Source organism: Streptomyces anandii JCM 4720 (assembly GCF_014650655.1).
GTDB lineage: Bacteria > Actinomycetota > Actinomycetes > Streptomycetales > Streptomycetaceae > Streptomyces > Streptomyces anandii.
Genome location: NZ_BMVJ01000004.1, coordinates 191,818 through 198,980, shown reverse-complemented (window position 1 = coordinate 198,980; position 7,163 = coordinate 191,818). Strand labels below are relative to the sequence as shown.

Sequence of the window (7,163 nt, the reverse complement as noted above, 5' to 3'; positions counted from 1 at the left end):
GGCGTCTCCGTCGGCGTGGAGGCGCTGTGCCGGGCGGCCGGCGTCTCCAAGCGGTCGATGTACCAGCTCTTCGACAGCAAGGACGAGATGCTCGCCGCGAGCCTGGAGCGGCGCCTGCCCGGCTACGAGGCCCGGCTCACCCCCGGCCCCGGCGAGGCCGCCACCCCCCGCGAGCGGATCCTGTACGTCTTCGAGCGGCTGACCGGCGCCTCCGCCGAGCCCGGCTACCACGGTTGTCCCTACCTCGCCGCGCTCGTCGAGCTGAAGGACCCCGCCCACGCCGCGAGCCGCGTGGCCCGCGACGCCAAGGAGCGCCTGAAGGAGGCGTTCCGCGCCCAGGCCGAGCTGGGCGGGGCCCGTGAGCCAGGACTGCTCGCCCGCCAGCTGATGCTGGTCTTCGACGGCGCCTCCGCCCGCAGCGGCGCGGGCGTGGAGACCCTCGACGACGGCCTGGCCACTGCCACCGCGACGACCTTGCTGGACGCCGCGGGCGTCGGCTGACCCGCACCCGGCCCGACGCTCCCGCCGCGGCCCGGCCCGACGCTCCCGCCGCGGCCCACCGGTCCCGCCGCGGAGCGGCCCCCGGACGGGTCACCCCAGAGTGCCGCCAGCACCGGTCCGCCGGTGCAATGGACGGGTGACCGTGCCCCCGGACGACTGCCTCGCCCGCAACGAGTGGATCTGCGGGGCCTATCTGAGCACCCGCCGCCAGATCCTCCTCGACGCCACGCTCCAGCACGTCCGGATCACGGCCCTCGCGGTGCTCATCGGGCTGGTCCTCGCCGTCCCGCTCGCCCTGCTCGCCCGCCGTCTGCGGCCGGCCGCCGGGCCCGTACTGGCCGGCACGACGATCCTCTACACCATTCCGTCGCTGGCGATGTTCTCCCTGCTCCTGCCCCTGTACGGGCTCTCGGAGAGCCTGGTCGTCGCCGGCCTCGCGCTGTACTCGCTGACCCTGCTGGTGCGCAACATCCTCGCCGGACTGCGTGCCGTGCCCGAGGAGACCCGGCAGGCGGCGCGCGGCCTCGGCCACGGCCCCCTCCGGCTGCTGCTCACCGTCGAACTGCCGCTCGCCCTGCCCGCCGCCATGGCGGGGCTGCGCATCGCCACGGTCTCGGCGGTCTCCCTGGTCACCCTGGGCGCGATCGTCGGGTACGGCGGACTCGGGAACCTCATCTACGCGGGCATGAACACCTACTTCAAGGCCCAGGTGCTCACCGCGTCCGTGCTGTGCGTGGTCATCGCGGTCGCCGCCGACCTGCTCCTGCTGGGCGTACAGCGGATGATCACCCCCTGGACGCGGACGGGCCGCACATGACGACCCTGGCCGGCGCCTGGAACTGGCTCACCGACCCCGCGCACTGGGCCGGCGAGGACGGCATCGCGCACCGCCTCCTCCAGCACGTGGTGCTCACGGTCGTCTGCCTGGCCGTCGCCTGCCTGATCGCCCTGCCGGTCGCGCTCGTCCTCGGCCACCTCGGCAGGGGCGGCGCACTCGCCGTGAACATCTCCAACATCGGCCGTGCCGTGCCCACCTTCGCCGTCCTCGTCCTGCTGCTCCTGACCCCGGTCGGCGGCTGGGGCGAGGGGCCGACGGTCGTCGCGCTGGTGCTGTTCGCGCTGCCCCCGCTGCTCACCAACGCCTACGTCGGCGTGCGCGAGGTCGACCGCGACACGGTCCGCGCGGCCCGCGGGACGGGGATGTCCGGGCGGCAGGTGCTGCTCCAGGTGGAGTCGCCCCTCGCGCTTCCGATGATCCTGAACGGAGTGCGGACCGCCGCGGTCCAGCTCGTCGCCACCGCCACGATCGCGGCGCTGGCCGGCGGCGGCGGGCTCGGCCGGATCATCACGGCCGGCTTCAACCTGGCGAGCACCCCTCAGGTGGTCGCCGGCGCCGTCCTCGTCGCGGCGCTCGCGCTGCTGGTCGAGGGCGTGTTCGCGGCCGCCGAGCGGCTCGGCCCGCCGTGGGCGCGGGGCGGCGACCGGTGAGGGTCCCGGCCCCGCGCCTGCCGCTCCTGCTGTTCCCGCTGCTCCTGCTCGCCCCGCTCACCGCCTGCGCCACGGGCCCCGCCCTGGAGGACCGCGGCCGGGTCACCGCTTCACCGGGCGACAGCCGTCACCTGACCGTGGGATCGGCCGGCTTCACCGAGAGCGACCTGCTCGCGCAGATGTACGCCCTGCTGCTGAACCAGGCCGGCTACCGGACCTCCCTCATCACCGTCGCCAACCGCGAACTCTACGAACCCGCCCTGGAGTCGGGCGGCGTCGACGTCGTACCCGAGTACGCGGCCACCTTCGCCGACTGGCTGAACGCGAAGACCCACGGCTCCGGCGCGCGCCCCGTCGGCTCGCCCGACCTCGAGGTCACCATGAGCGCGCTGCGCCGGCTCGCCACGCCCCGCGGACTGACCGTTCTCGAACCCGGCCGGGCCGTCGACCAGAACGCGTTCGCCGTGAGCGCCTCCTACGCGCACCGGCACCACCTGAGAACTCTCGGCGACCTCGGCGCCTCCGGGCTGAAGGTGCGGCTCGCGGCGGGCGACGAGTGCGTGCAACGGCCGTACTGCGCACCGGGACTGCGCCGGACGTACGGCATCGACATCACCGGGATCGACCCCAAGGGGGTCGGCACCACCCAGGCGAAGGAGGCCGTGCGCGGCGGCCGCGACCAGATGGTGCTGACCACCACGACGGACGCCGGCCTCGACGCCTTCGGCCTCGTCCTCCTCGCCGACGACCGTCACCTCCAGAACGCCGACCACGTCGTCCCGGTCGTCAACCGCGCCCGCGCCGGCGGCCCGGGGGTGACCCGCGCGCTCGGCCGGCTGAGCGCGGTCCTGACGACGGCGGACCTCGCGTCGATGAACCGGCAGGTGGACCAGTGGCGCCGGCTGCCGAAGGACGTGGCCCGCCGCTACCTGCGCGAAAAGGGCCTGCTGTCGTGAGAGGGACCGCGTTGTCGGTGGCGGCCGGTACGTTGCGGGCATGGGTGTCTATCTGGTCGGCGTCGGCGCGCGGGAGTGGTCCGACGGGAGCGAGGACGGCCGCGGCCGACTCGCCGCCGCGCTGAACGAGGAGCTGCGCCGCCGCGGCCTGCCGCCGTACGCGTCCCCTCCCGAGGAGAAGGACTTCGTACGGGGCTCGGGGCAGGCCTTCGAGGAGAAGCTGGTGCCGGGCATGGACGGGTTCCTCGCCCTCTGCCGGGCGCACCTGTCCGAAGAGGAGACCGAGACGCTGTGCGGCTGGTCGCTGCTGGTGCCGTTCTCCCTCGATCAGGAGCTGATACTTCCCGTGGGCGACGCCTACGCGGACGAGACGACCGTCTCCGGCGCGCCCCAGGTCGAGGCGCTCGCCGCGCGGCTCGCGGCGGCCCTGGCGCTGCCGCCCGAGGTGCCGTCCGCGTGCGACAACCTCGACCTGACCAACTGGTTCCTGGACGGCGACGCCACGAAGCTGGCCGCCGTCCGCCCCGGACCGTGGAGCGAGGACCTGGACGCGGCCTTCTACGTGGCGCTGTACCTGCGCGCGGCCCAGCACTCCATACGCCGGGGCGCCCCGATCGTCTACTCCTGAGCCTTCGGTGTGCGCGGGTCCCCGCTCACCAGCACCACCTCCAGGGTGCGCGGACCGTGCACGCCCTCGACCCGGTCCAGCTCGATGTCGCTGGTCGCCGAGGGCCCGGAGATCCACGTCAGCGGCCGCGTCGGATCCAGTCGCTCCAGCGCCTCCGGAACCGAGGAGACCACCTGGTCGGGGACGCGGACGACGCAGATGTGGTGGTCGGGGATCAGTGTGATGCGGCGCCGGCCCTGGTCGGGGGAGCCGTCCAGGACGATGGTGCCGGTCTCGGCGATCGCCACCGCGCAGCCGGTGACCACGCTGTCCACCCGGTCGAGTTCGTCCGGTGTGCTCACCGCGCGGTCCTGGATCCAGTGGGCGTCGGCCGCCGACGTCCACTCCGGTGGGAGCCCCGGCGGCAGGAGCACCCGGCCGGATCCGCGCGCCTCAAGCAGCCGGGTGATCAGCAGCGGCAGGTCCCTGGCGTCCGCGCGGTGCACGACCGCCCGGTAGTCCACCAGGTTCTCGGCCAGCAGCTCCACCGTGTCCTCGTCGGCGCGCTCCCCGTGCCGGCGCAGGTAGTCCCGGACGACGGCCTGTTCGTACGGCGTGTCGTCCTCCGGCACGCCGGCCAGCGCGCGCCGCACCCGGCCCAGCACACGGTCCCTGCTGCTCACTTCGCGTCCTCCTTGCCCCCGGGCGTGCGCTGCCACCAGTCGCGGAACGGCTCGGCGGGAACCGGCGGCAGATCCCGCGTCCCGGTCCACGCCCGGCCCGGGCCGGGCAGGGTCCGCGGGTGCAGCCGGCGGGTCAGCGACGCCAGTCGCTGGCCGCCGCGCAGCACACCGGGGCGGCTGAACGCCCAGCGCGCGGCCCGCATCGCCGCCCGTTCGGCCGCGTGTCCCCTGGCGGGCTTGAGCACCACCTTGTTGCCCTGCCGCGTCGCCTCGCCGCCCTGCGCGACGCGTTCGCGCAGGTGCACCAGCACCTCGGGAATGTCGATGGCGACCGGGCAGACCTCGTAGCAGGCCCCGCACAGCGAGGACGCGTACGGCAGTGAGGCGTCGATCTCGCTCGCCGTGCCGCGCAGTTGGGGGCTGAGGATGGCGCCGATCGGTCCGGGGTAGACCGAGCCGTAGGCGTGGCCGCCGGCCCGCTCGTACACCGGGCAGACGTTCAGGCAGGCCGAGCAGCGGATGCAGCGCAGGGCCTGCCGGCCGACCTCGTCGGCGAGCGTGTCGGTGCGGCCGTTGTCGAGCAGGACCAGGTGGAAGGCGCTCGGCCCGTCCTCGTCGCGGGTGCCGGTCCACATGGACGTGTAAGGGTTCATCCGCTCGGCGGTCGAGGAGCGCGGCAGCGTCTGCAGGAACACCTCCAGGTCCCGCCAGGTCGGCACCACCTTCTCGATGCCGACGACCGAGATCAGCGTCTCGGGCAGCGTCAGGCACATCCGCCCGTTGCCCTCGGACTCCACGACCACCAGCGTGCCGGTCTCGGCGACCACGAAGTTGGCGCCCGAGATGCCGACCTTGGCGCGCAGGAACTTCTCCCGCAGATGCAGCCGGGCCGCCTCGGCGAGTTCGGCGGGCGCGTCGGTCAGGCCCTCGGGGGCCGGGCGGCCCCACCGGCTCATCTCGGAACGGAAGATGTCCCGGATCTCCGCGCGGTTGCGGTGGATGGCCGGCACCAGGATGTGCGACGGCCGGTCCTTGCCCAACTGCACGATGAGTTCGGCGAGATCGGTCTCGTAGGCGCGGATGCCCTCCGCCTCCAGGGCCTCGTTCAGCCCGATCTCCTGGGTGGCCATCGACTTGACCTTGACGACCTCGCTCTCACCGGTGGCCTTCACCAGACCGGTCACGATCCGGTTGGCCTCCTCGGCGTCGGCCGCCCAGTGGACCGTGCCGCCCGCCGCCGTCACCGCCTCCTCCACCTGGACCAGATACCGGTCGAGGTGGCGCAGGGTGTGGTCCTTGATCCGCCGGCCGGCCTCGCGCAGCTGTGCCCAGTCGGACACCTCCGCCACGGCCGCCGCCCGCTTGGCGCGGATGGTGTGCGTGGCATGGCGCAGATTGCCGCGCAGGGTGGTGTCGGCGACCGCCTCGTGCGCCGCGACCGGGAACGCGGGCATCCCCACGAACGTCGCGCTCATACGGCAGGCTCCTCCTCCGTGCTCGCCAGGATCTCCGCGATGTGCACCGGCCGCATCCCGCTGCCCAGCCGGCTCATGGTCCCGCCGATGTGCATGAGGCAGGAGTTGTCGCCCGCGCACAGCACCCCGGCGCCGGTCGACTCGGCGTTGCGCACCTTGTCGGCGCCCATCGCCGCCGACACGTCGGGATTCTTCACCGCGAAGGTGCCGCCGAAGCCGCAGCACTCCTCCGCGCCGGGCAGCTCCACCAGCTCCAGCCCCTTCACCGCCTCGAGCAGCCGCCGGGGCCGGTCCCCGAGGCCCAGGCCGCGCAGCCCGTGGCAGGTCGGGTGATAGGTGACCCGGTGCGGGTAGTAGGCGCCGACGTCCGTCACCCCCAGCACGTCCACCAGGAACTCCGTCAGCTCGTACGTCTTCGGCACCACCGGGGCCAGGACCCGCTCCAGGGTGTTCCCGCGCCCCTCGGCCCGGGCCCGCGCGCCCATCCGCGGATACAGCTCCCGCACCATCGCCCCGCAGGACCCGGACGGCGTCACGATCGCCTCGTAGCCGCCGAAGACCTCGGCGAAACGCCGGGCGAGCGGCTCCGCCTCGTGCCGGTAGCCGGTGTTGTAGTGCGCCTGCCCGCAGCACGTCTGCCCCTGCGGGAAGTCCACCTCCACGCCCAGCCGGGTCAGCAGTCTCACCACGGCGCGCCCGGTGTCCGGATAGAGCGTGTCGTTGACACAGGTCAGGAACAGTGCGACACGCATCGCGGCTCCTCGGTGTCGTTCATCGGATGTATGAAGCGTAGTCAGGCGAGCCGGGCCTCGGCCGATCGCCAGGCCGCCGCGTCACCCCGGGGTTCGTAGCGGGTGAGCGGCTGCGTACGGGCGAGCAGGCGCCGCATGCCGGCCCGGTCGCCGACGAGTCCGTGCGCGCGGGCCTGCACCAGGACGTTGTCCAGGGCCGCCGCCTCCGCGGGGCCCGCCACCACGGGCAGCCCGCAGGCGTCGGCGGTCAGCCGGCACAGCAGGGCCTTGCGGGCGCCGCCGCCGACGATGTGCACCACGTCGAAGGGGCGGTCCGCGAGCCGCTGCGCCTCGGCGACGGCCCGGCGGTGGGCGAGGGCGAGGCGCCGCGCGCACCACGGTCGCCCCGCCCGGACGAGGCGATGAAGCCCCTCACCGAGGTCTTCCACCTCGCCTGACCCCGCCGGCCGGCACCACCGGCACCCCCGCGCGCCGCCGGCCTCGCGCCGCCCGCCCGATCCGCTCCGGTGTGCGGTGCGCCGACGGTAACGTGAAGCACCCCCCGCCGCCCCGCCCGCCGCCCCCGTCCCGTCTTCCCTGGAGGTTCCCGCCCGATGAGCCAGTCGGTGGGTATCAAGGACGTCGCCCGCGCCGCCGGTGTCTCCGTGGGCACGGTCTCCAACGTCATCAACCACCCCGAGACCGTCGCCACCGAGACCCGG

Annotated in this window: 9 protein-coding genes and 1 pseudogene; 6 read left to right on the top strand and 4 right to left on the bottom strand. The window is 74.1% G+C overall.

Annotation, left to right across the window (positions count from 1 at the left end):
* The 5 genes from IE249_RS09605 to IE249_RS09585 all read left to right on the top strand — a co-directional run.
* A partial coding sequence (locus IE249_RS09605; protein ID WP_229857946.1) for a TetR/AcrR family transcriptional regulator occupies window positions 1-501 on the top strand: 501 nt, incomplete at its 5' end.
* Between the two features lie 136 nt (window positions 502-637).
* Window positions 638-1,318 carry an ABC transporter permease gene (locus tag IE249_RS09600; protein WP_189704346.1) on the top strand — a complete coding sequence of 227 codons (681 nt, stop codon included), beginning with the start codon at window positions 638-640 and terminating at the stop codon, window positions 1,316-1,318.
* Window positions 1,315-1,989: an ABC transporter permease gene (locus IE249_RS09595; RefSeq protein ID WP_189704345.1), complete on the top strand. Its 675-nt coding sequence runs from the start codon at window positions 1,315-1,317 to the stop codon at window positions 1,987-1,989. Before IE249_RS09600 ends, IE249_RS09595 begins: the two co-directional genes overlap by 4 nt.
* Window positions 1,986-2,945, top strand: a complete 960-nt coding sequence (locus IE249_RS09590; RefSeq protein ID WP_229857943.1) for an ABC transporter substrate-binding protein — start codon at window positions 1,986-1,988, stop codon at window positions 2,943-2,945. Before IE249_RS09595 ends, IE249_RS09590 begins: the two co-directional genes overlap by 4 nt.
* Window positions 2,946-2,985: 40 nt before the next feature.
* Entirely contained in the window at window positions 2,986-3,573 is a 588-nt protein-coding gene (locus tag IE249_RS09585) for a hypothetical protein (protein WP_189704344.1), read from the top strand.
* Here IE249_RS09585 and IE249_RS09580 read toward each other — a convergent pair.
* The 4 genes and pseudogenes from IE249_RS09580 to IE249_RS09565 all read right to left on the bottom strand — a co-directional run.
* Window positions 3,564-4,235 (bottom strand): LutC/YkgG family protein, encoded by a 672-nt coding sequence (locus IE249_RS09580; RefSeq protein ID WP_189704343.1) that lies wholly within the window; start codon window positions 4,233-4,235, stop codon window positions 3,564-3,566. The two genes, IE249_RS09585 and IE249_RS09580, sit on opposite strands and share 10 nt — an antisense overlap.
* Window positions 4,232-5,710 (bottom strand): LutB/LldF family L-lactate oxidation iron-sulfur protein, encoded by a 1,479-nt coding sequence (locus tag IE249_RS09575; protein WP_189704342.1) that lies wholly within the window; start codon window positions 5,708-5,710, stop codon window positions 4,232-4,234. The genes IE249_RS09580 and IE249_RS09575 overlap by 4 nt, the downstream gene beginning before the upstream one ends.
* On the bottom strand, window positions 5,707-6,462 hold the full coding sequence (locus tag IE249_RS09570) for a (Fe-S)-binding protein (protein WP_189704341.1): 756 nt from the start codon (window positions 6,460-6,462) through the stop codon (window positions 5,707-5,709). The genes IE249_RS09575 and IE249_RS09570 overlap by 4 nt, the downstream gene beginning before the upstream one ends.
* Window positions 6,463-6,503: 41 nt before the next feature.
* A pseudogene (locus IE249_RS09565) lies at window positions 6,504-6,824 on the bottom strand (FGGY-family carbohydrate kinase); the annotation flags it as partial.
* Window positions 6,825-7,055: 231 nt separating this feature from the next.
* On the opposite strand from IE249_RS09565, the gene IE249_RS36745 reads away from it, so the two are divergent.
* Window positions 7,056-7,163 (top strand): LacI family DNA-binding transcriptional regulator (locus IE249_RS36745; protein WP_229858075.1); only part of this gene is annotated, 108 nt, incomplete at its 3' end.

What these genes read in the sequence shown, in the direction of transcription:
- IE249_RS09595 (WP_189704345.1), top strand. Translation starts at nt 1,315, where the DNA reads ATGACGACCCTGGCCGGCGCCTGGAACTGGCTCACCGACCCCGCGCAC.
- IE249_RS09570 (WP_189704341.1), bottom strand. Translation starts at nt 6,462, where the DNA reads ATGCGTGTCGCACTGTTCCTGACCTGTGTCAACGACACGCTCTATCCG.
- IE249_RS09575 (WP_189704342.1), bottom strand. Translation starts at nt 5,710, where the DNA reads ATGAGCGCGACGTTCGTGGGGATGCCCGCGTTCCCGGTCGCGGCGCAC.
- IE249_RS09585 (WP_189704344.1), top strand. Translation starts at nt 2,986, where the DNA reads ATGGGTGTCTATCTGGTCGGCGTCGGCGCGCGGGAGTGGTCCGACGGG.